The following is a 374-nucleotide window of genomic DNA, read 5'->3' on the forward strand; positions in this document are numbered from 1 at the left end:
CGTATGTTCTTCCCTAATAACAGAGTTTTACGATCCGAAGACCTTCATCACTCACGCGGCGTTGCTCCGTCAGGCTTTCGCCCATTGCGGAAGATTCCCTACTGCTGCCTCCCGTAGGAGTCTGGACCGTGTCTCAGTTCCAGTGTGGCCGATCACCCTCTCAGGTCGGCTACGTATCGTCGCCTTGGTAAGCCGTTACCTTACCAACTAGCTAATACGGCGCGGGTCCATCTATAAGTGATAGCAGAGCCATCTTTCACTTTTGAACCATGCGGTTCAAAATATTATCCGGTATTAGCTCCGGTTTCCCGAAGTTATCCCAGTCTTATAGGTAGGTTACCCACGTGTTACTCACCCGTCCGCCGCTAACGTCA

1 rRNA gene is annotated in these 374 nt (G+C 51.6%); it reads right to left on the reverse strand.

From position 1 onward, the window contains the following. Positions 1 to 374, reverse strand: a 16S ribosomal RNA gene (locus tag CD127_RS11275); the annotation flags it as partial.

The sequence above is a fragment of the Staphylococcus petrasii genome, assembly GCF_002902565.1.
Classification (GTDB): domain Bacteria; phylum Bacillota; class Bacilli; order Staphylococcales; family Staphylococcaceae; genus Staphylococcus; species Staphylococcus petrasii.